Origin of the sequence: Xaviernesmea rhizosphaerae, from assembly GCF_001938945.1 — a bacterium.
Taxonomy (GTDB): Bacteria; Pseudomonadota; Alphaproteobacteria; order Rhizobiales; family Rhizobiaceae; genus Xaviernesmea; species Xaviernesmea rhizosphaerae.
On sequence record NZ_MKIO01000036.1, the window covers coordinates 6046 to 30449 of the forward strand.

Consider the following 24404-nt stretch of genomic DNA (forward strand, 5'->3'; position numbering starts at 1 on the left):
TGTTTTCAGTCCGATGCTCTAGTTAGTGCGCTGGGCATCCCGTATCCCGAACCATCGAGCCACGGGATGCTTTGCCGTTTTGGTCAGGCTACGAGAAGAACCGTCGCCTCGACCTCGAAGAGCATCGTGTCGATCGCCAGTTTCGGGACGGGTACCAGTGTCTGTGCGGGAAGGTTGGTACCGAACAGGTGCGTGACTGCTTCGGTGAGGATGCCGAGCTTCGACATGTCGTGATCCACCACGAAGACCGTCAGTTTGACGACATGTGCCGGAGTGGCTCCGATCGCTTCGATCACGGCTGCGAGGTTGTCATAGGCCTGTTTGACCTGACGTGCGAAATCGGGCGGAAGCGCGCCCGTTCGATCTTGCCCGCCCTGGCCGGAGATGAAGGCGAGCCGGCCGGCGGGCGGTGTGATCACGGCCGTGCTGTAGCCGTTGGGTGTGGGATCATGCAGATGCGCGGGATTGATGATGACGGGCATCGCCGCTGTGCCGGCAATCTGTTCGGGGACTGTCATTTTGAACTCCTGGCTGGGTTGCGCCAATCGACCTAGAGTTCATCGGTGCCAAATTCTGGCACCGAATATGGTAGAGCAGCCTGTCGAAAAGTGGGAGCCGGTTTTCTGAAGACGCCGATGCTATAGGGTCCTGCCATGAACACCCGCTTGCGCCACGACGCCATCATTCGCATCCTGCGCCGCAATGCGACCGTTACCATCGCGGCCCTCGCTGAGACTGTTGGCGCTTCGCGCCGGACGGTGCTGCGCGATATCGCGGCACTGCGCGAACAGGGGTTTGTCATCCATTCGGAGGCCGGGCGCGGCGGTGGTCTGCAACTCGACCCGCAATCGATGCAGACATCATCGCGTCTCAGTGTGACGGAAGTTTTCGCGCTGCTGATCAGTGTTGCCGCCATGCGCGCGACGCGCTCGCTGCCCTTCGCCGACCTTGCGGATTCAGGGCTCGCCAAGATCGAGAAGGGACTGCCGTCGGAGAAGGTGCGGGACCTGCGCCGCTTGCTCGATTGCCTCTATGTCGGGCAGCTTTCTCCATTGCAGGACGTGACGGATGTCGGGCGGGTGGGCGCCGATCTGCTGCCCGCATTCGAGACGGCATTTCTTGAGCGACTGCATCTGAGGTTTCAGTATCGGGATGCCAGGGGCATCCAAACCTTCAGAGAGGTCGAGCCGCAAGCCATGCTCATTCTCCCGCCGCTCTGGTATCTTGTCGGATGGGACCCGGCGCGCGGCGATTTTCGTCATTTTCGCATGGACAGGATCACATGCCCGGGGATCATGGAGGGCCGGCCGTTTCGTCGGCGGCATGTGCCTTTCGAGAGTGATGTCTGCCCGTTCAGCGCGCTACCGCAATGAGCGAACGCGGAGGGGCCGTTTCCGGCCCCTGCGCATCCTTAGCTCCTCACGCCATCTGCATCGCGCCCGGCCCGGGGATGGCTTTGGGTGGGACCTTGCCGAGGATGATCATGCCCAGCACCTCGTCCTTGGTCACGTCCTCGGTGCGGGCGTGGCCGACGACCTGGCCGTTCTTCATCACCGAGACGCGGTCGGCGAGGTCGAAGACGTCGTGGATGTCGTGGCTGATCAGGAAGATGCCGATGCCCTCGCGCTTCAGCTGTTTGATGAGTTCACCCACCTGCGCGGTTTCTTGGGGTCCGAGGGCTGCGGTCGGCTCGTCCATGATCAGGATGCGGGCGTTGAACAGGATGGCGCGGGCGATCGCCACCGACTGGCGCTGGCCGCCCGAAAGCGCCTTTACAGGTTCCTTGAAGCGGCGGAAGTTCGGGTTGAGCCGGCCCATGACTTCGCGCGCCTTGGCCTCCATCGCCACGTCGTCCAGCGTGCCCCAGGGCGTGCGCAGCTCGCGGCCGAGATAGAGATTGGCAGCGGCATCGACATTGTCGGCGACCGCCAGCGTCTGGTAGATCGTCTCGATGCCGTATTTCTTGGCGTCGCGCGGATTGCCGATCTCGGCTGGCTCCCCATTGATCAGGATGTCGCCGCCGTCGCGCTTGTAGGCGCCCGAGAGGATCTTGATGAGCGTCGATTTGCCGGCCCCGTTATGGCCGAGCAGCGCCACGACCTCGCCGGGGTAGAGTTCCACCGAGGCATTGTCCACCGCATGGATGCCGCCGAAGGAGATGGAGATGTTCCGCATTTCCACGAGCGGCGTCTGATTGTCCAACATGATGCTGTTCCTTGAGACTGGGACCGAAGGAGCGCGAAAGATCGGCTCACTTGGCACGCGCGCGATAGACGGTGTCGAGCCAGACGGCGATGACGAGCACCATGCCGACGACAATGCGCTGCAGCGGGCTGTCGATGCCGAGCAGCACCATGCCGGACTGGAGCGACTGCATGACGAAGGCCCCGAGCATGGCGCCGGCGATGGTGCCGGTGCCGCCGGCGAGCGAGGTGCCGCCGATGACGGCGGCTGCGATGGTGTAGAGTTCGTCCAGCTCGCCTTGCGCATTGGTGGCGGCGTTGAGGCGGGCGGTGGAGATCGCCGCGGCGATGGCGCAGAGCGCGCCCATCAGCGTGAAGATCCGCACCGTGACCCAGCGCGTCTTGATGCCGGCGAGTTCGGCTGCTTCCGGATTGCCGCCGATGGCGAAGACATAGCGGCCGAAGCGCAGGCGGGTGGAGATGAAGGTCATGACGATGCCGACCGCGATGGCCACCAGAACGGGCACGGCGATGCCATGCGAGATCAAGAGGCCGCCGTCCGGCCAGGCAATGCCATTGGCGTCGGCATATTTGCGGGCGATGTTGGCCGGCCAGTAATAGGCATTGGCGACGGCGACGAAGCCGAGGACCAGGGCGCAGCCGACGCCGCCCAGCACATATTCCGCCCAGATTGGCCGGCGCGGAAAGCCGAAGCGCTTGCGCTGGCGCCGGGCATGCAGGAGCGCCCAGACGATGGCGAGGCAGGCGATGAGCGCGACCAGCCAGCTGGCCGTGGCGCCGATCGAGCCTTCCGTGCCGCCGCCCATCAGGCGGAAGGTCGTGTCCATCGGCGCGACCGTCTGCCCAGACGTGACGAACCAGGTGGCGCCGCGCCAGACGAGCAACCCGCCGAGCGTGACGATGAAGGAGGGCACGCCGAGGAAGGCGATGATCACCCCGTGCAGCGCGCCGATCGCCGCGCCCGTGACGAGGCCGATCAGCAGCGTGATGGCCCAGATGGCCGGATGACCGAGGCCGAGATATTGCGGCAGGATCTGCGCCTGGGCGACCCCCATCACCATGCCGCAGAAGCCGAGCACGGAGCCGACCGACAGGTCGATGTTGCGCGTGACGATGACGAGCACCATGCCTGTCGCCATCACGGCGACGGAGGAGGTCTGCACCGTCAGGTTCCACAGGTTGCGCGGCGTCAGAAACAGGCCGCCGGTGGAAATCTGGAAGCTGATCCAGATGATCATCAGCGCCCCGACCATGCCGAGAAGCCGCGTGTCGATTTCGGTCGCCCGGAAGAAGCGGCGCACCGGATGTTCGTTGGCGCCGCGCGCCACGTTCAGATGGACGCTGTTAACAGTGTCGGCCATGATGCTGGCGCTCTCCTCAACCCCATGAAGATCGTTTTATCGGCTGCCCACCCAAAAGGGCCGCCGGCCGCGCCGATGCCGCAGCGCGTCCCGCCGGGCGGAACGCAGGGCAAAGCGTGCGGATGTCGCCATCGGGCCGCGGACTTTCCGCGGCCCGATGCCTGTCGAAACCGTGCCACGGCACAGAGGCGGTCTGCGCCGTGGCGCCTTGCCGTTCGGCCCGCGCGACGGGTGGCGCGCGGGCGAGCGAGCCTGGCTCAGGCAGGGCTTACTTGCAGGCCGGAACCTTGCCGCCCTTCACGCCCTGGCAGGCTTCCGCCTTGGTGATCCATCCGGCATCGATCACGGTGCCGAGATTGGCCTGGGTGATCGGCAGAGGCTTCAGGAACACCGACTTCATCTCGACCTTCTTCGGGCCGCCATTGAAGGTCTGCACGCCGGCGATCTGGTCCATGGTCTTGCCGCCGGCAAGCTCCACGGCGATTTCGGCGGCGCGCTTGCCGAGTTCGCGGCTGTCCTTCCAGACGGACACGGTCTGGGTGCCGAGGGCGACGCGGTTCAGCGCGGCCTTGTCGGCATCCTGGCCGGAGACCGGAACCGAGCCGGCCAGGCCCTGGGCGTCGAGGGCGGCGATGGCGCCGCCGGCCGTGCCGTCATTGGAGGCGACCACCGCGTCGATCTTGTTGTCGTTGGCGGTGAGGAACTGCTCCATGTTCTTCTGGGCGATTTCCGGCTTCCAGCCATCGGTATAGGCTTCGCCGACATTCTTGATCTTGCCCGCGTCGATGGCGGCCTTGACCACTTCCATCTGACCGGAGAAGAGGAAGTCAGCATTCGGGTCGGAGGAGGAGCCCTTGATGAAGACGTAATTGCCTTCCGGCTTGACCTTGAACACTTCCTGCGCCTGCAGGCGGCCGACTTCCTTATTGTCGAAGGTGATGTAGAAGGCGGCCGGGTTCTCGATCAGCCGGTCATAGCCGACCACCGGAATGCCCTCGGCGGCCGCCTTTTCGATGGCCGGGCCGATGGCGCTGGAATCCTGGGCCAGCACGATCAGGGCATTGGCGCCCTGAGAGATCAGCGATTCCACATCCGTCAGCTGCTTGGCCGGCGAGGACTGGGCGTCTGCGGAAATGTACTTGTCGCCGGATTTGGCGAGCGCGGCCTTGATGGCGGCCTCGTCGGTCTTCCAGCGCTCTTCCTGGAAGTTCGACCAGGACACGCCGACGACGAGATCCTTCGCCTGGGCGACCGAGTTGAGCGACATGATGACGGCAAGGCCCGTCATCAGCTTGAACACTGATGTCATGAAGTCCTCCCAAAAGAGCCGGCTCTCTTCCGCCCGAACCTCCCGGACGGCTCCCACAGCCGGCAGATGACTGGAAACGCCGGCAATCCGGTTTTTCTCGACAGTCGAGAAAATATTTGGCAGACAAAGATGGCCCTGTCAACACGGGGTTAAACGGGGTTTTGATCGAAATATGCAGCATTGGCACAGGCAGGGCAGAGGCCGCGGGCGGAGCGGGTCGGGAGACGGCGGATGCTGATCCGGTCCTCGACCCCCGAAGCCCTGCGCCAGAACAACAGCCTGTCCGTGCTCTCGGCCCTGCGCCGGCAGGGCGCGCTCGCCCATACCGATCTCTGTGCGCAGACCGGGCTTGCCTCCGCCACGGTCTCGGCGATCACCGCGATTCTCGAGCGCGACGGGGTGATCGAGCGGCTGGAGCAGAAGCCGGCCGGCGGGCGCGGGCGTCCGCGCGTCCTGTTCCAGCCAAAGCGCGATTGCGGCTATCTTGCCGCCGTCAGGATTTCCTCCGATCAGGTGCAATATTCGCTGGTGGACTATGCAGGCCGGCTGATCGACCGGTTCGAGGAGCCGCGGCTTGGTGGCGATGGCGCCACCGAAGCCTTTGGCCAGAGCTTTCTCGCCGCCCTTGCCCGGCTGGCGGAGCGCTCGCGACTGGCGCGCGACCAAGTGCTGGCGATCTCGATCAGCTCCAAGGGCATCGTCGATCCCGGTGCGGCGCGGCTGGTCTGGTCGCCGGTCTTCGGCGGCGCGGCGCTGGATTTCAGCGCGCTGCTTGGTGGCGTCTGGCCGGCGCGAGTGCTCCTGGCCAACGAATCGCTGCTGGTCGCCCAGGCGATTGCCGCGCAGCGGGAAGGTCAGGGGCACATACCGGCCATTGCCGCCCTGTCGCTCGGCCACAGCATAGGGCTCGGTCTTGCGCGGCGCGACCGGCATGGCGAATGGGAGGTCTCAGCGCCGAATTTCGGGCATATGCAGCATGTAGCGGGCGGCTCGCTCTGCCGCTGCGGCAGCCAAGGCTGTGTGGAGGCCTATGCCGGCTTCTATGCGGTGCTGCGCACCGCCTTTCAGGTGCCCCCGCAAACGATTCCCGCCAAATTCGTACCGATCGCGGAGATCGACAAGATCGCCGCGCAGGCGCGTGCCGGGCACCGCATGGCGATCTATGCCTTCCGCCAGGCCGGCCAGTCGCTGGGCGCGGGGCTGGCGCGGATGATGAGCCTGTTCGGGTCCATGCCGGTTGCCGTCACGGGACCGGGCCTGCGCTTTTTCGGCCTGATGCAGGAAGGGCTGCTGGAGGCCTTCGCCGAGACGCATGAGGGCCGGCTGAATGGCGTGCCGCTCATCCTGCCGATGACGGGGGAGGACGAGCTGGTGTTCGAGGGCCATGTCACCCGGGCGCTGGCCGAAATGGACGTGATGCTGGCGACGGGGCAGGGCGGCGGCGCGCCTTGAAACGAGCCGCTGCCTGAAATGCGAAGGCCCGGCAGATGCCTGCCGGGCGAGGGAATATCAGCGAAATCGACAACTACTCAGAGCGACACGTCGATGCGGCGCTTTTCCTTGACCGACTGCAGGGCGGCATCGGCCAGAAGCAGGGCGGCCAGACCGTCCTTGCCGGATGGCGAAATGGTCGCGCCCTCCTCGATCGCGGCGATGAAGCGGGCGATCTCGTTGGCATAGGCTTCCGTATAGCGGGTCATGAAGAAATCATGCAGCGGCGGGCGGGTATAACCATCCCCATTTGCGATTTCGATCGACACGGCGCGCTGGTTTTCCGCCGAAACCACGCCCTTCGAGCCATGCACCTCGATGCGCTGGTCATAGCCATAGGTGGCGCGGCGCGAATTGGAGATGATGGCCTGCCGGCCGGAGGCGGTCTCGAGAATCACCGAGACGCTGTCGAAATCGCCGGCCTTGCCGATCTCGGGATCGACCAGCACGGCGGCATGGGCGGTGACGGTGACCGGCTCCTCGCCGAGCAGGAAGCGGGCCATGTCGAAGTCATGGATGGTCATGTCGCGGAAGATGCCGCCGGAGCGCTTGATATAGTCCACCGGCGGCGCGCCGGGATCGCGCGAGATGATCGTCACCATCTCGACCGCGCCGATTCGGCCATCCTCGATCGTCTGGCGCACGGCCATGAAATGCGGGTCGAAGCGACGGTTGAAGCCGACCATCAGCTTGGCGCCGGTCTCTTCCACCACCTGAAGGCAGGCGCGCACGCGTTCCGCATCGAGATCCACCGGCTTTTCGCAGAAGATGGCCTTGCCGGCCCGGGCGAAGCGCTCGATCAGATCGGCATGCGTGTCCGTCGGGGTGCAGATGACCACGGCATCGATGTCGTCGGCCGCCTCGATCGCCTCGATCGTGCGCACGTCGCAGCCATAGGCATCGGCAATCGCCTGGGCCGCGGCCGGAAAGGCATCGGCAACGGCGACCAGCTTCGCCTTGGCATCGCCGCTGACGGCCTTGGCGTGAACCTTGCCGATGCGCCCGGCACCCAGAAGACCAAATCTGACAGTCATGGTTCTTTCTCTCGATCGCGGCTCGTGCCGCATGGCGCGGGCGTGATGGCGCTCACTCCGCAAAAGCGCCGCAGGCCGGGACCTGCGTGGACGAAAGGGAGGAGCGGCTTTTGCCGGGCGAATGGGCCAGCGCCTGTGCGCAGGACCACCATTTGCCGCCTCCCTGGCAATCCGTGCCGCCGCCCTCTCTCCTCCGGCATTTCGGAACGAATTGTTGAAAAATAACATTGGCGGAATTTTTATTCCGTCAGGCCCCGTGCCGTCAAGCGGTGCGGCGGCGGCTTTCCTGCTTTCCTTTCGTAACGGGCGAAAGGCTTGGTTGTGACGGGCGAAAGCCCTGGCATCATTGCGTGAAAGCCTGTCACCACGCGCTTGTGACCGGGAAATGACGGGCGATCAGCCCTCCGCCATTGAATTTGCCGGGAGAGGGCGTCACAAGCGGTCAGCGAGCATGTCGCGCAGGGTCGCTTGCCGGTCTCGCGACAATGACATGAGACAAAACAAAGCCTTAAAGCGCGGCCGGCGAATCCGATAGATCGCGAAGCGCTTTTCGTCGCGGGCAGGAGGGGAACTGCATGATCAAGCTGATCGATCCGGATCATCCATTTTATCGGCCGCTCTGGCGCCGCGTGCTGATCGTGGCGGTCTGCTGCGCCTGGACGGGCCTCGAATTCTGGAACGGCTCGCAGGCCTGGGGCACGATGTTCCTCGTCGTTGCGAGCTATGCCTTTGCCACGCTCATCCTGTTCTTCAAGCCCAAGCCGCCCGCTGCCGAGACAACCGCGCCGGACGGGACGCCGCCGGCGGCCTGATCGCCGACGCGGCGCGTCACCGGCGCGCTTGGCTGCCTGACGCCTGCGGGGCTTGGCCGGTGCGCGCTTTGCCCTTCGCCCTGTCCGCGGCCATCAGGCCAGCCTGACGGCGCAGCCGGCGCGCGGCCTCGTCGATCAGCATGTTGGCAATCGTCATGCGGCGGGTCGCCGCCTCCCGCCATGCGCCATCATGTGCGTCCGGATGGTTGGCGCGGGCGAAGCGGCGGCGCTTGGCCGCGAGGCTTTCCAGCGTATCCTGCGCCGAGAGCGCCAGTTCGCCGGCAATCTCCTCGGGCGACAGGCGCAGGAGATGGGCCGGAGGCGGGGGCGGCGGAGCGGGTTCCGGCGCAGCCATCTCACTGGCGGGCATCTCAGGGGCGGGCACGTCAGGATCGGGGGCGGCCTGGTCCGGCGCGGCAGGCCCGGCTGTATGGACATCAGGTGATTCGAAATTCGGCGCTTCGCCGGCGAATTCGCGATAGGCGCCGGTCGCATCCGCGCCATGGTTCAGCGCCGCGCGGTCGCGCTCCGGCGCAAAGCTGGCGGAAAGGCCGGAAACCTGGGCAAAGGCCGGGGCGTCAGCAGGCTCCGGCGGCGTGTCCTCTGCCTCGGCCTGCAGGCGCTCCAGCACGGATTGGAAGACGGATCGGGCGAAAATGGCGGGAACTCCGGAAGATTGCGCGGTCGGATCATGCCATGTCCTGATGATTCGAGGCTGACGTCGCCGCGCCCTGCTGCAGAATCAGGTCGTAAAGCAGCTTGGCGCTGGGCGGCAGCGCCCGGTCGCGCGCGGTGATCAGGCCGAAGGGCCGGATCTTGATGGGAAAGCGGTTGGGCAGCACGCAGATGCCGCCGAGCTGGCCGCCGCTGCCGGCGATGACGTTGGCGACATCATGGGCGACCGGCGCGATGACATTGCTGTTGCGCACCATGGCAAGGGTGAGGATGATCGAGGAGGTGTTGATCACCGTCGCGGGCAAGGCGATGCCGGCCTGCATGAAGCTGTCCTCCACCGCACGGCGCAGCAGCGTGCCGGTGGGCTGGAACACCCAGTCGAAACCGGGCAGATCCGCCACCTCCACCGCGCCGCGCTCCAAGAGCGGATGACCGTCGCGCACGATGAGGCGCACATCCTCCTCGCCGATCACCACCATGTTGAACTGCTTGGGGTCGACATCGTCGGGGATGCGGCCGATGACGAAGTCATGGCGGGCGGCGATCAGCTCGCGCACCAGCACATTGCTGTTTTCAATCTGCACGCTGATCTCGATGCCGGGATAGGCCGTGGTCACCTGCCGGATGGCCGGAACGGCCAGGCTGAGCGCCGGCCCGGTGACCGAGCCGAGCGACACCTTGCCGCTGTTGCCGGCCTTCAGCTCGGCGATTTCGCGCGTGGTCTCGCGCAGCTCGAGCAGGATCGCGCGGGCCCGGCGCGCTAGCGCACGGCCGTAGCGGGTCAGCTCCACGCCTCGCGCCACCCGCTCGCAGATCGGCGCTTTGAGAACGCCTTCGATTTCCGTCAGCATGCGCGAGGCAGCCGGCTGCGAGATGCCCAGCACCTCCGCCGCCGCGCTGATCTGCCCATGTTCCTCGATGGCCAGCACCAGCTGCAAATGGCTCATCTTCACCCCGGACCGGAAGATTCCGAGACCCAGCTGGTTGTCCTGATGGCCCGTCCGGATGAGTTTTTCCGCCATGCCTTCCCCCTAGTTCTCGCGATATTCCGAAAGACGATTTGGCCGGATTGCGGCCTGATTCCCGGCATTTAAGCGAAAAACCCGTTAAATAGTCACACTGTTTGCTGATGATATAACATCTTTGGTATGTGCATACACCTATAATGCATTTGACAGTTATGTCGTTTCAGACCAGTTTGCCGCCATGTGCGCCGCGCGGGAGGTGGGCCGGGAGGGCTTCTTTCACCCAGAGCTTCAGGCAGGTTCCGTTAGCCGGGAGGTTCGGAGCGGCTTAGCGCAGCACATGTCAAAGACGGCCCAAGGCCGTCTGTTCGAGACCCAAGGGAGAGACTGGATGAAACTGCTGACCTCACTCCTGGCCGCTGCCGCCATCGGCGTGGCCTCCTTCGTCGCGCCTGCCATGGCGCAGGACAAGGGCGTCGTGGGCATTGCCATGCCGACCAAGACGTCGACGCGCTGGATTTCCGACGGCGAAACCATGCAGAAACTGTTCAAGGACGCCGGCTACACGCCGGATCTGCAGTTCGCTGACGACGACATTCCGAACCAGCTGGCCCAGATCGAGAACATGGTGACCAAGGGCGCCAAGGTGCTCGTGATCGGCGCCATCGACGGCACCACCCTGTCGGACATTCTCGCCAAGTCGCACGAAGCCGGCGTCAAGGTCATCGCCTATGACCGTCTGATCCGCGACTCGGGCAATGTCGACTATTACGCCACCTTCGACAACTTCCAGGTCGGCGTTCTCCAGGCCACCTCGCTGGTCAACGGCCTCAAGGCCAAGTTTGCCGGCGTAAAGCCCTGGAACGTCGAGCTGTTCGGCGGTTCGCCCGACGACAACAACGCCTTCTTCTTCTATGATGGCGCCATGTCCGTCCTGAAGCCGCTGATCGACAGCGGCGACATCGTCGTCAAGTCCGGCCAGCAGGGCATGGACAAGGTCGGCACGCTGCGTTGGGACGGTGCGGTCGCTCAGGCCCGCATGGAAAACCTGCTGTCCTCGAACTACACCGACGCCCATGTCAACGGCGTTCTCTCGCCCTATGACGGCCTGTCGATCGGCATCATCTCCGCGCTCAAGGGCGTTGGCTACGGCTCCGGCGAGCTGAAGATGCCGGTTGTCACCGGTCAGGACGCCGAGCTTCCCTCGGTCAAGTCGATCCTGGCTGACGAACAGTATTCGACCGTGTTCAAGGACACGCGCGAACTGGCCAAGGTCACGGTCGGCATGGTCGACGCGATCATGGGTGGCAAGGAACCGCAGGTCAACGACACCAAGACCTATGACAACGGCGTCAAGGTCGTTCCGTCCTACCTTCTGAAGCCGGTGGCCGTGGACAAGTCCAACGCCAAGGACGTTCTGGTCGGCTCGGGCTACTACACCGCCGCCCAGCTCGGCAACTAAGCCGATCTCCTGCATTCGGGACGGGGGTTTCCTCCGTCCCGCTTGACGACAAAGGATGCGGCGGCGGTCACGAAGGCCGCCGTCTCTTCCCTTGCATCCCTTTTTCACGCCTGCCTGCTGCCTTGCGCGCCTTCCATCCCGGCAGCGCGAGACCGATCACGAAGGACGGGTCCTTCCGCCACGGCGTTGCAAGGACCACCCGGAGGAAACCCGGACATGACCAATATTCTTCTCGAGATGCGCGGCATCACCAAGACGTTCCCCGGCGTGAAAGCGCTTGATAACGTCAATCTCCAGGTGCGCGAAGGCGAGATCCACGCGCTCGTCGGCGAAAACGGCGCGGGCAAGTCCACGCTGATGAAGGTGCTTTCGGGCGTCTATCCCGCCGGCACCTATGAGGGCGACATCGTCTATGACGGCGAGGTTCGCCGCTTCGCCACCATTTCCGACAGCGAACATCTCGGCATCATCATCATCCATCAGGAACTGGCCCTGGTGCCGCTGCTCTCGATCGCGGAAAACATCTTCCTCGGCAACGAGATCGCCAGCGGCGGCGTCATCGACTGGCGCCAGACCTTTGCCCGCACCCGGGAGCTGCTCTTAAAGGTCGGCCTCAAGGAGCCGCCCTCGACGCTGATCACCGATATCGGTGTCGGCAAGCAGCAGCTCGTCGAGATCGCCAAGGCGCTCTCGAAGAAGGTGCGCCTGCTGATTCTGGACGAGCCGACCGCCTCGCTCAACGAGACCGATTCGGACGCGCTGCTGACCCTCCTGATGGAGTTCCGCAAGCAGGGGATGACCTCGATCATCATCTCGCACAAGCTGAACGAAATCAAAAAGGTGGCCGACAAGATCACCGTGATCCGCGATGGCGGCACGGTGGAGACGCTCGACTGTCACAAGGAAGACATCAGCGAGGACCGGATCATCAAGGGCATGGTCGGCCGCGCGATGGAGGACCGCTATCCCAAGCGCGAGCCCAAGATCGGCGAGATGCTGCTCGAGGTGAAGAACTGGAACGTCTTCCACCATCAGCATCGCGACCGCCAGTTCCTGCATGACATCAGCTTCAACGTGCGCGCCGGCGAAGTCGTGGGCATTGCCGGCCTGATGGGCGCGGGCCGCACCGAGACGGCGATGAGCGTCTTCGGTCGCTCCTGGGGCCACAAGATCACCGGCGAGGTGAAGATGCGCGGCCAGCCGGTTGATGTCAGCACCATCCGCAAGGCGATCGATGCCGGTCTCGCCTATGTCACGGAGGATCGCAAGCATCTGGGCCTCGTGCTGATGAACAACATCATGCACAACACCACGCTCGCCAACCTGCCGGGTGTTTCGACCAGCGGCGTGATCGACGAGCGGCGCGAGGCCAAGGTGGCGACCGATTACCGCTCGCGCCTGCGCATCCGCTCGCATTCGATCTATCAGGAAGCCGTCAACCTCTCGGGCGGCAACCAGCAGAAGGTCGTCCTGTCCAAGTGGCTGTTCACCAATCCCGAAGTGCTGATCCTCGATGAGCCGACGCGCGGCATCGATATCGGCGCGAAATACGAAATCTACAGCATCATCAACCAGCTCGCGGGCGAAGGAAAAGGCATTCTGATGATCTCGTCGGAAATGCCCGAGCTCCTCGGCACCTGCGATCGAATCTACGTCATGAACGAAGGGCGTATCGTGGCCGAGCTTTCCAGGCAGGAAGCCAGCCAGGAATCGATCATGCGCGCCATCATGCGTTCAGGGGAGAAACACTGATATGGCTCTGGAAACCAGCGCTCCATCGCGCCAGCCATCGCTCGGCGACTATCTGAAGGCCAATATCCGCGAATACGGGCTGCTCGTCGCCCTCGTCGTGATCATGATCTTCTTCCAGTTCATCACTGACGGCGTGCTGTTCCGCCCCGTCAACATCACCAACCTGATCCTGCAGAATTCCTTCATCGTCATCATGGCGCTGGGCATGCTGCTGATCATCGTCGCCGGGCATATCGATCTCTCGGTCGGCTCGATCGTCGCCTTCATCGGCGCGATCTCGGCGATCATGCTCGTCAAATGGGAGATCCACTTCCTGATCGTCGTGCCCGCCTGCCTCATTCTCGGCGGCGTGATGGGCGCGGCGCAGGGATACTGGGTGGCCTATCAGAAGATCCCTTCCTTCATCGTCACGCTGGCCGGCATGCTCGTCTTCCGAGGCCTGACCTATCTGGTGCTGCAGAACCGTCCGATCGGCCCGTTCCCGCCGGATTTCCAGCTTCTGTCCACCGGCTTCGTTCCTGATCTGATCCCGCTCGGCGATCCCGCCACCAGCCTGATCAAGAACTATTTCGCGCTGATCGTCATCCTCGCTCTGGTCGCCTATCTGATCTATTCCGGCTTCCGCGAACGCGCCATCAACCAGCGCCACGGCAGCGAGAACGAGCCTTTCATCTTCTTCATCCTGCAGATGGTGATCATCAGCGCGGTGGCGATCTTCCTCGGCTTTCAGCTGGCCACCTATCGCGGCCTGCCGAACGTGCTCGTCGTCATGGGCGTGCTGATCGCGCTCTACACCTTCGTCACCACCCGCTCGACCGTCGGACGGCGCGTCTATGCCATGGGCGGCAACGAGAAGGCCGCCAAGCTCTCGGGCATCAACACCGAGCGGCTGACCTTCTACGCCTTCGTCAATATGGGCGTGCTGGCCGCACTTGCTGGCATGATCATCGCCGCCCGTCTGAACTCGGCCACGCCGAAGGCCGGCGTCGGCTTCGAGCTTGACGTGATCGCGGCCTGCTTTATCGGCGGCGCATCGGCTTCGGGTGGCGTCGGGCGCATCATGGGCGCGGTGATCGGCGCCTTCATCATGGGCGTGATGAACAACGGCATGTCGATCATGGGCCTGGGCATCGACTACCAGCAGCTCGTCAAGGGCCTGGTGCTGCTCGCGGCCGTGTTCTTCGACGTCTACAACAAGAACAAGGGCTGATCGCGGGTTTACCCGCAAAGCGAAGCCCGGTGGCGCCCGCAGTGCCGCCGGAACACAAAAGCCAAGGAGGGTCCGCCCGAAGCCGTTGATACGGCCGAAGCGGGCAGGGGGCGTGGCCGCAAGGGCGGCCCACGCGCAAGCGAGAAGGTGAAGACAGTGCTGATTTCCCAGGTGAAGGCGGCGGATGGATCGATCATCGTGGCAGTCCGCGAAGACGGAGGCGCGGCGCGCGCGGTCAAGGGGGCGGACAGCCTCTATGCGCTCGCTATGGAAGCGGCCAATTCCGGCCGCGCTCTGAAGGATGTGATCGACGCGCACGGGCTCGGCGAGACCGTGGATCTTGAGGCTGCCGCTGCCGCCAAGGCCTTCCTGCCGCCGATCACCCATCCCGATCCGGCGCATCTGCACCTGACCGGCACGGGCCTGACCCATCTCGGCTCCGCCGCCACGCGCGACGCCATGCACGCCGCCGTCTCCAAGGTGGAAGAGGGCACGACCGATACGATGCGGATCTTCCGCATGGGCCTGGAAGGCGGCAAGCCGGCAGCCGGTCAGGTCGGCGTGCAGCCCGAATGGTTCTACAAGGGCAATGGCCATTGTTCCGTTGCCCCCGGCGCCGATCTCGTTTCGCCCGCTTTCGCCGATGATGGCGGCGAGGAGCCGGAAATGGCCGGCATCTATGTGATCTCCGACCAGGGCCAGCCCTTCCGCATCGGCTTTGCCGTCGCCAACGAGTTTTCCGACCATGTGATGGAACGGGTGAACTATCTCTACCTCGCCCATTCCAAGCTGCGCCCGGCCAGTTTCGGCCCCGAGATCCGCCTGGGCCCCGCGCCGGAGGATATTCGCGGCACGTCGCGCATCCTGCGCGATGGCCAGGTGGTCTGGGAGAAGCCCTTCCTTTCGGGCGAGACCAACATGTCGCACAGCTTCGCCAATCTGGAGCACCATCACTTCAAATACGGCCTGTTCCGCGCGCCGGGCGACGTTCATGTCCACATGTTCGGCACGGCGACGCTCTCTTTCGGCGATGGTTTCCGCACGGTGGCCGGCGATGTGTTCGAGATCGAGGCGGAAGGCTTCGGCCTGCCGCTTTCCAATCGTCTGACAATCGCTTCGGTCGATGACGTCACCGTCGAGCAGCTCTGACGGGCGGCTTTGGGCGCCCTGTTTTCCTGCGGCAGCGGCCGCCGCCCGATCACCGGGTCGCCGCAAGCCGCACAGTGTGAAGGATTAGGACTATGACAAAGAAAGCGGAATGGCCCCGGCGCCTGCGCTCCTATGACTGGTTCGGCGGCACCGGCAAGAATGCCATCATGCACCGTTCCTGGATGAAGAATCAGGGCCTGCCGGCCGACACCTTCGACGGCCGGCCGATCATCGGCATCTGTAACACCTGGTCGGAGCTCACCCCCTGCAACGCGCATCTGCGCGATCTCGCCGAGCGGGTGAAGCGCGGCGTCTATGAGGCAGGCGGCTTCCCGGTCGAATTCCCGGTCTTCTCGGTCGGCGAAAGCACGCTGCGTCCCACCGCCATGATGTTCCGCAACCTGGCGGCCATGGATGTGGAAGAGGCGATCCGCGGCAATCCGGTCGATGGCGTCGTGCTGCTCGGCGGCTGCGACAAGACCACGCCGAGCCTGCTGATGGGTGCGGCTTCGGTCGACATTCCCGTCATCCTCGTCTCCGGCGGCCCGATGCTGAACGGCAAGTGGCGCGGCAAGGATGTCGGCTCCGGCACCGCGATCTGGCAGTTCTCCGAAATGGTGAAGTCCGGCGAGATGAGCCTGGACGAGTTCATGGATGCCGAGCAGGGCATGGCGCGCTCCGCCGGCTCCTGCATGACCATGGGCACGGCCTCGACCATGGCCTCCATGGCCGAAGCGCTGGGCATGACCCTGCCCGGCAATGCCGCCATCCCCGCCGTCGATGCCCGCCGCCGGGTGATCTCGCAGCTCTCCGGCCGCCGCATCGTCGACATGGTCAAGGAAGACCTGAAGCCTTCCGATATCCTGACCAAAGAAGCCTTTGAAAACGCGATCCGCGTCAATGGTGCGGTTGGCGGCTCGACCAATGCGGTGCTGCATCTGCTGGCACTTGCCGGCCGTATCGGCGTCGATCTCTCGCTGGATGACTGGGATCGTCTGGGACGCGACGTGCCGACGATCGTCAACCTGCAGCCCTCGGGCAAGCACCTGATGGAAGAGTTCTACTATGCCGGCGGCCTGCCCGTCGTCATCAAGGCCGTTGGCGAGATGGGCCTCCTGCACAAGGACGCCATCACCGTGACGGGCGACACGATCTGGAACGGCGTCAAGGATGTGGTCAATTACAATGACGACGTCATCGTGCCGCGCGAGAACGCCCTGACCCAGTCCGGCGGCATCGCCGTGCTGCGTGGCAATCTGGCGCCCAAGGGCTGCGTGCTCAAGCCGTCGGCCGCCTCGCCGCATCTGATGCAGCACACCGGCCGCGCCGTGGTGTTCGAGAGCATCGAGGACTACCATGCCCGTATCGGCAGGGACGATCTCGACATCGACGAGACCTGCATCATGGTGCTGAAATATTGCGGCCCCAAGGGCTATCCGGGCATGGCCGAGGTCGGCAATATGGGCCTGCCGCCCAAGGTGTTGAAGAAGGGGATCACCGACATGATCCGCATTTCCGACGCCCGCATGTCCGGCACGGCCTATGGCACCGTCATCCTGCACACCGCGCCGGAAGCCGCCGAAGGCGGACCGCTGGCGCTGGTGCAGAACGGCGACACCATCACGGTCGACGTGCCGGCCCGCTCGATCACCCTCAACGTGTCGGAAGAAGAACTGGCGCAGCGCCGTGCGGCCTGGGTCAAGCCCGACATGCCGGTCGTCGGCGGCTATGGCAAGCTCTACATCGACACCGTCACCCAGGCGGACGAGGGCGCGGACCTCAACTTCCTGGTCGGCAAGCGCGGCAGCGAGATCCCGCTGAACCGCGACAGCCATTGAACGGCGCGAGCTGCACAATCGACAGCATCGGACTGGAAGCCCTTCGCAATCCGATGCTCTGAATGACGACCAGGCCTGTCCGCTTCGCGCGGACAGGCTTTTTTCGTTTGCTTGAGGATCGCGCGGACCATTCCCACTTTTGCGCGACATGCTGTAGAATTGCCTTTGATCAGGAGGCTTTCATGAAATCGGTCGGAGCTGAAGAACTTGGGCCATTTGCGCAGACGGTGCTCGATGAACTGGCGGGACTGAAGCTGCCCTTCATCATGACGCGTCATGGGCAGCCTGTGGCGATCGTCTCGCCGCTGTCTCAGGTCGCCTCAGGTGGCGAGATCCTGGGTGCTCTTAAAGGCAGCGTCCTGTCTTACACCGATGCGCTTTCCCCTGTCGGGGAGCCCGGCGACTGGGACAGCCTTTCTTGATCCTGCTCGACACCCATGTGTTGATCTGGGCGCTTGAGGATGACCGGCGTCTGGCGGGCGATGCGCGGGAGCGGCTGCGACAGTCGGCCCAACTGGCCGTATCGGCAATCTCCATTTGGGAAATTGCCATGCTTGTCGAGCGCAGGCGGCTCGTTCTCACGCAGGATCTGGAGGCATGGGTCGCGAAAGTGCTCTCCATTCCGCAGCTGCTTCTCATCCCTATCGACCCGGCGATCGCTATCGATAGCGTCCGCTTGCGGCCGCCGTTTCATCCTGATCCCGCCGATCGCCTTATCGTCGCCACCGCGCGTTTCCTGCGGGCTCCGCTTATGACCGCCGATCGCGCAATTCTGGCCTATGCGGATGCGGGGCATGTGGATGTGATCGCGGCGGAATAGGAGATCGGACTGCCCGAGGTCTTCAGTCCGATGCGCCATTCCCCTCGCCGTGCAGGCCAAACACCTCTTTGGCTGCAAACAGGCCGTTGAGCGCCGCCGGAAAGCCGGCATAGACGGACATCTGCATCAGGATCTCGACGATCTCGTCCCGGGTGAGGCCGACATTGAGGCCGGCGGCGATGTGGACTTTCAGCTGTGGCGTCGCATGTCCCAGCGCGCAGAGCGCGGCGATGGTGGCGATTTCGCGGTCACGCAGCGACAGGCCCGGGCGGGTGTAGATGTCGCCAAAGGGAAATTCCAGGAGATAGGTGGCGAAGTCGGGCGCGATGTCCTTGAGCGCGGTCACCACCTTTTCACCGGCTTCCCCGTCAATGGCCTCAAGCGCCGCTTGTCCGCGCGCGCGCCGGCTCGTCTCGTTTGTCTGGTTCATCATCGGCCTCTGTCCTTTCCTCCGCCGCGCGATAGCCGGCGATCTTGCTGTCGAGGACGGTCAGGCAGGCGGAAAGCTCTTCGAGCCGGGCATGCACCCGCGTGCGATGGGCCTCGAGCAGAAGGCGGCGGTCCCGGCCGGTCTTTGGGCCCTGCTCGCGCAGGGAGGCGTAGAGCAGCATGTCGCGGATCGGCATGCCGGTCTCCTTCAGCCGGCCGAGAAAGGCGATCCAGGTCAGGATCGAAGCATCGTAATCGCGTCGTCTGCCGTTGTCCCTGTCGGCAAAGGGCAGGAGCCCGATACGCTCATAGTAGCGGATCGTATGGGCCGTCAGGCCCGAACGCCGCGCCAGTTCGCCGATCTTCATGGACTGTCTGTTCCTGCCTTTGCCGCCGCGCCGGGATTGTGGCCGCCACGCTTTCGAGATGTTGAGGCGAAAGGCCGGACCGTTTCGTGCATTCTGTTTCCAGCAATCACGCTTGCCGCCTTGGTCCCTGCTCCCTGTCGAATTGCGCCTGTCCCCTGTCCGTCCGGGGTGACAGACGGGAAGCTACGAGTTCGAGTGCACTCTCAGTCAAGCGCATTTCGGAAAATAAATTGCCCTCCCGCTGCCGTCAGGGGCAAGGGGAGGGCGCGGGTCTTCCGGTTTGTTCGAGGATGGTTGCCTCTCGCCGCCTATCAGCTCTGGCTCTGCCACTGGCCGCTGTCGGACACCGTAAGCGAGACCGTCAGCGTCTCGCTGCCGGCGCCCTGCACGAGGCCGGAGATGGGTGCGGCATCCATATAGTCCAGGCCGGTGGCGACGCGCACATAGCGCGCATCCGGGCAGAGATTGTTGGCCGCGTCGAAGCCGACCCAGCCGAGACCTTTCAGGTACATTTCCGCCCAGGCATGGCTGGCCGCCTGCTGCGCGCCGCTCTCGGTCAGCAGATAGCCGGAGACGTAGCGCGCGGGGATGGCGAGCGCGCGGGCGGCGGCGATCATCACATGGGCATGGTCCTGACAGACGCCGCTGCGCTTTTCCAGCGCCTCGTCCGCCGAGGTGCAGATGCCGGTTTCGCCGGGCACGAAGGCGATGGTCTGGTGCACTGTTCCCATCAGCGCATGCATGGCGCTCAGGTCGCTGTCGCCCTGGACGACGGATTTGGCAAGATCGCGCACGGCCTTTGTGCGCTTGGTCAGCGCCGTGTCGCGCAGGAACAGCCAGAGTGGCATGAAGGACTGGTGGGGACCGAAGACGCCGGCACGGTCCTCTGTCTCCACCTCGCCGCTGGCGACGATGCGGATGGCATCGCGTTCGCCCTCGATGCTCATCAGCTCGACCCGGTTGCCGAAATGATCGTCATAGCTGACCTGCTGCGCGCCGCCCTCCACGGTCGTGCTCCAGGACAGGACCGTCTGGCCCACGGTGGTGACCGGCGTCAGCCGCAGGCGCTGCAAGGCGTAGGAGACCGGCGTGCCATAGGCATATTCGGTGATGTGGCTGATTGTCAGGCGCATGGACCCTCTCCATCCCGAGGCACGAAACCGGCCGCAAAAGGCCGGTGCGAACGCGCCGGAAAAACATGTCTGGCGCGGTGGAAGGACAGCGCCGCCGCAGCGGGCGGAGCCTTCCCTTGCGCCCCTGATCCCCGCCATTGCCGCAGGGCAGGGGCGGAATTGCCCTAGAGCGTCGGCCTGAAAATCAGACGCAGTCTGACGCTCTAGAATTTTGTTTTTGCATCGGACTTTTCCGAAAACCGGTTCCCATTTTTCGGTCCGATGCTTTAGGGGCGCGCACGCAGGCCGTTCTGCGCGGTTGCTCCCTTCGGGGGCTGTCTTGACTCGCAGACCCGGTGCGGGCGGCCGGCAGGACGGGCCACCCGCGCCGCGTCATCGATCAGACGAAGCGGTAACCCTGCGAGATCTCCTGGCTCAGCTGGTTGTTCTGGCCGATGAAGTCCTCGATATATTCGTGCAGGCCCTGGTCCATCACATCCTTGATCGAGTGGTCCTGCAGCGACTTCATCGTCCGCTCCGCCGTTTCATGGGCCGCATGACGGTCGCCATAATCGCGCTGGAGATGCTCGAGATTGTTGACGATCTGCTCGTAGCAATAGGCCAGCGACCGCGGCATGCGGCCGTTGAGGATGAGGAAGTCGGCAATATTGGCGGCCTTATACTCACCCTCATAGACCCAGCCATAGGCGCGATGGGCCGAGACCGAGCGCAGGATCGATTCCCACTGCACGTTGTCGACCGAGGTGCCGACCTGGGTAACGGCCGGCAGGAGGACGTAATACTTCACGTCGAGGATGCGCGCCGTATTGTCCGCCCGCTCGATGAAGGTGCCGATGCGGGAGAAATTGAAGATGTCGTTGCGCAGCATCGAGCCGTGAAAGGCGCCACGGATCAACCCCGTCTTGCGCTTCACCGCATCGATGGCCTCGGGCAGGTCGGCTGGTTTCAGCCGCTTGGCCAGCAGGGTCTTCAGGTCCAGCCAGCATTCGTTGACGGCTTCCCAGGTCTCCCGCGTCAGCGCGGTGCGCACCATGCGCGCATTGTGGCGTGCCGTGTCGATGCAGGACAGCACGCTGGACGGGTTGGCCTTGTCGCGCATCAGGAAGTCGATGGCTTCGGCCGAGCTCTTTCCATAATGCTGTTCATAGACGTCGCCGACACCGGAGGTCTGCAGCACGCCGTCCCACAGGTCGCCGTTGAGATGGGAACGGGTCAGCGACATGCGCAGGCCGGCATCGACCAGACGCGCGCTGTTTTCGGCCCGCTCGATATAGCGGAACATCCAGTAAAGGCCGTAGGCGGTTCTTCCGAGAAGCATCGATCAGTCCTCCAGAACCCAGGTATCCTTGGTGCCGCCGCCTTGGCTGGAATTGACGACCAGCGAACCGGCCTTCAGCGCCACGCGGGTCAGTCCACCCGGAATGATCTGCACCTTGTCGGACACCAGCACATAGGGCCTGAGGTCCACATGCCGGGGGGCGATGCCCTTGTTGACCAGGATCGGCACGGTGGACAGCGACAGTGTCGGCTGGGCGATGTAATTGCCCGGCCGCGCCTTGAGCTTTTCGGCAAAGAGCGCGCGCTCCTTGCGCGTTGCCGTCGGCCCGACCAGCATGCCGTAGCCGCCGGAGCCGTGCACTTCCTTGATCACGAGATCGGCCAGGTTCTCCATCACATATTTCAGGCTGTCCGGCTCGGAACAGCGCCAGGTCGGCACGTTTTCGAGCAGCGCCTTGCGGCCGGTATAGAATTCGACGATCTCCGGCATGTAGGAATAGATCGCCTTGTCGTCGCAGATGCCGGTGCCCGGCGCATTGGCGATCGTGATATTGCCCGCGCGATAGACATCCATGATGCCCGGCACGCCCAGAACCGATTCCGGCTTGAAGGTGAGGGGATCAAGGAAATCATCGTCTACGCGGCGGTAGAGCACGTCGATCTGGGTCCAGCCGCGCGTGGTGCGCATCTTCACCCGGCCGTCGATGACGCGCAGGTCGGAGCCTTCCACCAGCTCCACGCCCATCTGGTCGGCGAGGAAGGCGTGCTCGTAATAGGCGGAATTGAAGATGCCGGGGGTGAGGACGGCGATGCGCGGCTTGCCTTGGCAGCCCGGAGGTGCCAGCGAAGCGAGGCTCTGGCGCAGGAGATAGGGGTAGTTCTCCACCGGCTGCACCCGGTTCTCATGGAAGAGGTCCGGGAACATCTGCATCATGGTTTCGCGGTTTTCCAGCATATAGCTGACGCCGGAGGGCGTGCGGGCATTGTCTTCCAGAACGTAGAACTGGTCTTCGCCGGTGCGCACGATATCCGTGCCGACAATATGGGTATAGACCCCGCCCGGCGGGCGCATGCCCACCATCTGCGGCAGAAAGGCGTCGTTGCGCTCGATCAGCTCGCGCGGCAGGCGGCCGGCCTTGATGATTTCCTGCTTGTGATAGATGTCATCGAGAAAGGCGTTGAGCGCGATCACCCGCTGCTCGATCCCCTGCGCCAGGCGGCGCCACTCGCTGGCGGCGATGATCCGGGGGATCAGATCGAAGGGAATGAGCTTTTCGGAGGAATCGGCATGGCCGTAGACGGCGAAGGTGATGCCGGTCTTGCGAAAGATGTTCTCCGCCTCTTTCGACTTGGCGATCAGGCGGCTTCTGTCCTGGCTCTCGAACCAGCTATTATACGTCTTGTAGGGCAGACGCGGCTCGTTGTCCGCCGTCATCATTTCATCAAAGGCCAATGGCGCCATCCCCTCGTTTGCCGTCGACCTGTCAACCTCGTCCGGCGTGCGGATATGCTCCCGCTTGGGTCCGGCGAAACGCCTCCACGAACCGGAACACATATCCTGCCGAAGGGCAGTCCTGCGCATGCCGCCCTGACGCTGGCGCCAGTGCGGGGTCTCCGGCCGTGATCGAAGCGTCTTTGGTTCGACAGGCACTGTTCAAGCATTTGAGTACAACATCTGCTGCATTGCAAGAAGCATGCGCTGCCGGAAATGAAAGAAAAAAAGCCAAGACAATCAAGGGGTGGCTGTGGAAAACCCGTAAAACGTTTAAAATGGCGAAATCTGCAATCGCCCTGTCGGACGCCCGTGCCGGGGCAGGCTGGTCGCGCCGGCGCGCAGGCCGGCCTGCCGGTTCCTATCAGTGCGACTTCGCATAAGGCTCAAGGAAATTGCTTTGACGTGGGCTGCCGCCGGATTGTACCGCAGGACGCGCCGCGCCGTCCTTGCGCGGCATCCTCCCGTCCTGTCCCTCTGCCCGATCGGAAACCGCCTTGCTTCTGGAGCGCCTCTCCCCCGCACTGTTCGTGGCTCTCTGGTCGACCGGCTGGGTCATGGCCAAATATGCCGATCTCTATGCCGATCCGCTCACCTTTCTCGTCATGCGCTACGGGCTGGCGGCGCTGATCTTCGCCGGCCTGTGCCGGGCCATGAAGGTGCCGCGCCTCGCGCGCCCCGGCGCCAGCCTGCACGCCGTGCTTTCCGGCATGTTCCTGCATGGCTTCTATCTCGGCGCGGTCTGGTGGGCGATCGGCCAGGGCGTGCCCGCCGCGATTTCCGGCATTATCGCCGGCCTCCAGCCTTTGATGACGGCGCTCGCCGCCCCCGCCATGACAGGCGAACGCCTGAGCGGGCTGCAGCGCCTCGGCCTCGTCTTCGGCTTCTGCGGAATCGCGCTTGCCGTGCTGCCGAAGGCGCTCGCTGGCGGGGCGCTGGGCGCGGCGGCCGTGCCGCTCTTTCCCGTCCTCGTCAATATCACGGGCATGGCCTCGGTAAGCTTCGGCACGCTCTACCAGAAGCGCTTCCTGCAGGAGGGGGATCTCCGGCGCATCGCCTGCCTGCAATATATCGGCGCGCTGATCGTCACCATTCCCGCGGCTCTGATGCTGGAAGATCTGCGCGTCATCTGGAGTTTTGAACTCTTCGCAGCCCTCGGCTGGGCGGTGCTGGCGCTTTCCGTCGGCGCTATCGGCCTGCTGCTCTACCTCATCCGCCGCGGCCAGGTCTCCCGCGCCGCCTCGCTGATCTACCTCGTCCCGCCGCTGGCGGCCTTCGAGGCCTATCTCATGTTCGGCGAACCGCTGACGGCGCCGATGATCGCCGGGACGGCGATCGCGGTCGCGGGGGTGTATTTGACGAACCGGAAGGGGCGGGTGGGGGTGGAGGTGTGAGTCGTTGGTGCTGATATTAGGGGGAGGTATTCCTATGTGCTCATAATGTCGAGCTGAACGAATTGATGGATTTGAGCCGCAGAGATGTTCGGTGATTGATTAATATGCAAGCATCGTGAATTTTTTTCAGGAAAGCATACTCAGTGTTAAGGCCTGTTGACAGACGTCAGGCTGGGGCAAGGTTTGTTGCCGAGGGTCTCCTTGTTTGACAGGAGGCTTTGATGGTTC

General features: G+C 64.1%; 24 protein-coding genes. 12 read left to right on the forward strand and 12 right to left on the reverse strand.

The genetic code is table 11. The features are described 5' to 3' along the window. Window positions 1-83: 83 nt before the first annotated feature. Window positions 84-518 (reverse strand): RidA family protein, encoded by a 435-nt coding sequence (locus tag BJF92_RS16510; protein ID WP_075635859.1) that lies wholly within the window; start codon window positions 516-518, stop codon window positions 84-86. A gap of 135 nt (window positions 519-653) precedes the next feature. Here BJF92_RS16510 and BJF92_RS16515 point away from each other — a divergent pair, with 135 nt between their 5' ends. Then, on the forward strand, window positions 654-1373 hold the full coding sequence (locus BJF92_RS16515; protein WP_075635860.1) for a helix-turn-helix transcriptional regulator: 720 nt from the start codon (window positions 654-656) through the stop codon (window positions 1371-1373). Between the two features lie 46 nt (window positions 1374-1419). Here BJF92_RS16515 and BJF92_RS16520 read toward each other — a convergent pair whose 3' ends face one another. The 3 genes from BJF92_RS16520 to xylF form a co-directional block, all read right to left on the reverse strand. Then, window positions 1420-2205, reverse strand: coding sequence for an ATP-binding cassette domain-containing protein (locus BJF92_RS16520; RefSeq protein ID WP_075635861.1), 786 nt, complete (start codon window positions 2203-2205; stop codon window positions 1420-1422). 46 nt (window positions 2206-2251) lie between these two features. Then, window positions 2252-3565 (reverse strand): sugar ABC transporter permease, encoded by a 1314-nt coding sequence (locus BJF92_RS16525; protein ID WP_075635862.1) that lies wholly within the window; start codon window positions 3563-3565, stop codon window positions 2252-2254. A 268-nt stretch (window positions 3566-3833) separates the two neighbouring features. Continuing rightward, window positions 3834-4874, reverse strand: a complete 1041-nt coding sequence (gene xylF / locus BJF92_RS16530; RefSeq protein ID WP_075635863.1) for a D-xylose ABC transporter substrate-binding protein — start codon at window positions 4872-4874, stop codon at window positions 3834-3836. Between the two features lie 231 nt (window positions 4875-5105). Between xylF and BJF92_RS16535 the strand changes: the two genes are divergently transcribed. Continuing rightward, window positions 5106-6326, forward strand: coding sequence for an ROK family transcriptional regulator (locus tag BJF92_RS16535; protein WP_075635864.1), 1221 nt, complete (start codon window positions 5106-5108; stop codon window positions 6324-6326). Window positions 6327-6403: 77 nt separating this feature from the next. Here BJF92_RS16535 and iolG read toward each other — a convergent pair whose 3' ends face one another. Further along, window positions 6404-7399: an inositol 2-dehydrogenase gene (gene iolG / locus BJF92_RS16540; protein ID WP_075635865.1), complete on the reverse strand. Its 996-nt coding sequence runs from the start codon at window positions 7397-7399 to the stop codon at window positions 6404-6406. A gap of 575 nt (window positions 7400-7974) precedes the next feature. On the opposite strand from iolG, the gene BJF92_RS16545 reads away from it, so the two are divergent. Further along, the gene (locus tag BJF92_RS16545; RefSeq protein ID WP_075635866.1) at window positions 7975-8211 is read left to right on the forward strand and encodes a hypothetical protein; all 237 of its coding nucleotides are present in this window, start codon (window positions 7975-7977) and stop codon (window positions 8209-8211) included. A 16-nt stretch (window positions 8212-8227) separates the two neighbouring features. Here BJF92_RS16545 and BJF92_RS16550 read toward each other — a convergent pair whose 3' ends face one another. Both BJF92_RS16550 and BJF92_RS16555 read right to left on the reverse strand, forming a co-directional pair. Then, window positions 8228-8842: a hypothetical protein gene (locus BJF92_RS16550; protein WP_075635867.1), complete on the reverse strand. Its 615-nt coding sequence runs from the start codon at window positions 8840-8842 to the stop codon at window positions 8228-8230. A 58-nt stretch (window positions 8843-8900) separates the two neighbouring features. Beyond that, window positions 8901-9908 (reverse strand): LysR family transcriptional regulator, encoded by a 1008-nt coding sequence (locus tag BJF92_RS16555; RefSeq protein WP_075635868.1) that lies wholly within the window; start codon window positions 9906-9908, stop codon window positions 8901-8903. Window positions 9909-10242: 334 nt separating this feature from the next. On the opposite strand from BJF92_RS16555, the gene chvE reads away from it, so the two are divergent. The 7 genes from chvE to BJF92_RS16590 all read left to right on the forward strand — a co-directional run bounded on the left by chvE (window position 10243) and on the right by BJF92_RS16590 (window position 18082). Further along, the gene (chvE, locus tag BJF92_RS16560) at window positions 10243-11313 is read left to right on the forward strand and encodes a multiple monosaccharide ABC transporter substrate-binding protein (RefSeq protein ID WP_075635869.1); all 1071 of its coding nucleotides are present in this window, start codon (window positions 10243-10245) and stop codon (window positions 11311-11313) included. A gap of 216 nt (window positions 11314-11529) precedes the next feature. Then, on the forward strand, window positions 11530-13065 hold the full coding sequence (gene mmsA / locus BJF92_RS16565) for a multiple monosaccharide ABC transporter ATP-binding protein (protein ID WP_075635870.1): 1536 nt from the start codon (window positions 11530-11532) through the stop codon (window positions 13063-13065). A gap of 1 nt (window position 13066) precedes the next feature. Next, window positions 13067-14275, forward strand: coding sequence for a multiple monosaccharide ABC transporter permease (gene mmsB / locus BJF92_RS16570; protein ID WP_075635871.1), 1209 nt, complete (start codon window positions 13067-13069; stop codon window positions 14273-14275). 156 nt (window positions 14276-14431) lie between these two features. After that, the gene (araD1, locus tag BJF92_RS16575; protein ID WP_075635872.1) at window positions 14432-15424 is read left to right on the forward strand and encodes an AraD1 family protein; all 993 of its coding nucleotides are present in this window, start codon (window positions 14432-14434) and stop codon (window positions 15422-15424) included. Between the two features lie 92 nt (window positions 15425-15516). Continuing rightward, on the forward strand, window positions 15517-17262 hold the full coding sequence (gene araD / locus BJF92_RS16580) for an L-arabinonate dehydratase (RefSeq protein ID WP_075635873.1): 1746 nt from the start codon (window positions 15517-15519) through the stop codon (window positions 17260-17262). A gap of 182 nt (window positions 17263-17444) precedes the next feature. Further along, on the forward strand, window positions 17445-17684 hold the full coding sequence (locus tag BJF92_RS16585) for a type II toxin-antitoxin system Phd/YefM family antitoxin (protein WP_075635874.1): 240 nt from the start codon (window positions 17445-17447) through the stop codon (window positions 17682-17684). Beyond that, the gene (locus BJF92_RS16590; RefSeq protein WP_075635875.1) at window positions 17681-18082 is read left to right on the forward strand and encodes a type II toxin-antitoxin system VapC family toxin; all 402 of its coding nucleotides are present in this window, start codon (window positions 17681-17683) and stop codon (window positions 18080-18082) included. Before BJF92_RS16585 ends, BJF92_RS16590 begins: the two co-directional genes overlap by 4 nt. Window positions 18083-18104: 22 nt before the next feature. Here the strand turns inward: BJF92_RS16590 and BJF92_RS16595 are convergent, their stop codons facing one another. From BJF92_RS16595 to BJF92_RS16615, 5 genes are all read right to left on the reverse strand, one after another. Further along, window positions 18105-18512, reverse strand: a complete 408-nt coding sequence (locus BJF92_RS16595) for a carboxymuconolactone decarboxylase family protein (RefSeq protein WP_425356477.1) — start codon at window positions 18510-18512, stop codon at window positions 18105-18107. Continuing rightward, the gene (locus BJF92_RS16600) at window positions 18460-18879 is read right to left on the reverse strand and encodes a MerR family transcriptional regulator (RefSeq protein ID WP_075635877.1); all 420 of its coding nucleotides are present in this window, start codon (window positions 18877-18879) and stop codon (window positions 18460-18462) included. Before BJF92_RS16600 ends, BJF92_RS16595 begins: the two co-directional genes overlap by 53 nt. A gap of 311 nt (window positions 18880-19190) precedes the next feature. Continuing rightward, entirely contained in the window at window positions 19191-20012 is an 822-nt protein-coding gene (locus tag BJF92_RS16605) for a transglutaminase family protein (RefSeq protein WP_075635878.1), read from the reverse strand. A gap of 379 nt (window positions 20013-20391) precedes the next feature. Beyond that, window positions 20392-21330 carry an alpha-E domain-containing protein gene (locus tag BJF92_RS16610; protein WP_075635879.1) on the reverse strand — a complete coding sequence of 313 codons (939 nt, stop codon included), beginning with the start codon at window positions 21328-21330 and terminating at the stop codon, window positions 20392-20394. Between the two features lie 3 nt (window positions 21331-21333). Continuing rightward, entirely contained in the window at window positions 21334-22728 is a 1395-nt protein-coding gene (locus tag BJF92_RS16615; RefSeq protein ID WP_075635880.1) for a circularly permuted type 2 ATP-grasp protein, read from the reverse strand. A 182-nt stretch (window positions 22729-22910) separates the two neighbouring features. Between BJF92_RS16615 and BJF92_RS25265 the strand changes: the two genes are divergently transcribed. After that, window positions 22911-23165, forward strand: coding sequence for a hypothetical protein (locus tag BJF92_RS25265; RefSeq protein ID WP_143524071.1), 255 nt, complete (start codon window positions 22911-22913; stop codon window positions 23163-23165). Window positions 23166-23279: 114 nt separating this feature from the next. Then, the gene (locus BJF92_RS16620) at window positions 23280-24176 is read left to right on the forward strand and encodes a DMT family transporter (protein WP_075635881.1); all 897 of its coding nucleotides are present in this window, start codon (window positions 23280-23282) and stop codon (window positions 24174-24176) included. The last annotated feature ends 228 nt before the right edge of the window (window positions 24177-24404 follow it).